1 pseudogene is annotated in these 479 nt (G+C 41.1%); it reads left to right on the forward strand.

The window, feature by feature from the left end:
• Window positions 1–206: 206 nt before the first annotated feature.
• Window positions 207–479 (forward strand): annotated as a pseudogene (locus RVS70_RS22210) (amino acid permease); the annotation flags it as partial.

A 479-nucleotide genomic window follows, 5' to 3' on the forward strand; every position in this document is an offset into this window, starting at 1 on the left:
CGTGAGAGGAGATGAATGAAACCTGTGTTCGATGTTATGGCACAGGGGCATCCGTTTGCCTCTGTGTTTTTTGCCGTTCATTTTTAGGAATGTAAATCGCATACAGAGACATCATAGCAGAAAGGACTATTGCAAAATGTGAGAGCAAGACACTGATGTTTTATTGTTTTAATTGAAAAATGAGAAATTAAAAGGGGAAGACATCGATGTATCATTCAATCAAACGTATTTTGATTGGGAAACCACTAAAATCTCAAGCAGCGGGAGAGCAAAAACTGACGAAATTAAAAGCCTTGGCAATGCTTTCCTCAGATGCGCTGTCATCTGTCGCTTATGGGACAGAGCAAATTCTAATCATTTTAGCAACAATCAGTGCTGCCGCATTTTGGTACTCCATTCCGATTGCGGTCGGCGTTCTCATATTACTGCTCGCACTGATTCTTTCATACAGGCAAATTATTTACGCTTATCCGCAGGGC

The sequence above is a fragment of the Virgibacillus sp. M23 genome (genome assembly GCF_034190895.1).
GTDB classification, from domain to species: Bacteria; Bacillota; Bacilli; order Bacillales; family Amphibacillaceae; genus Virgibacillus; species Virgibacillus salarius.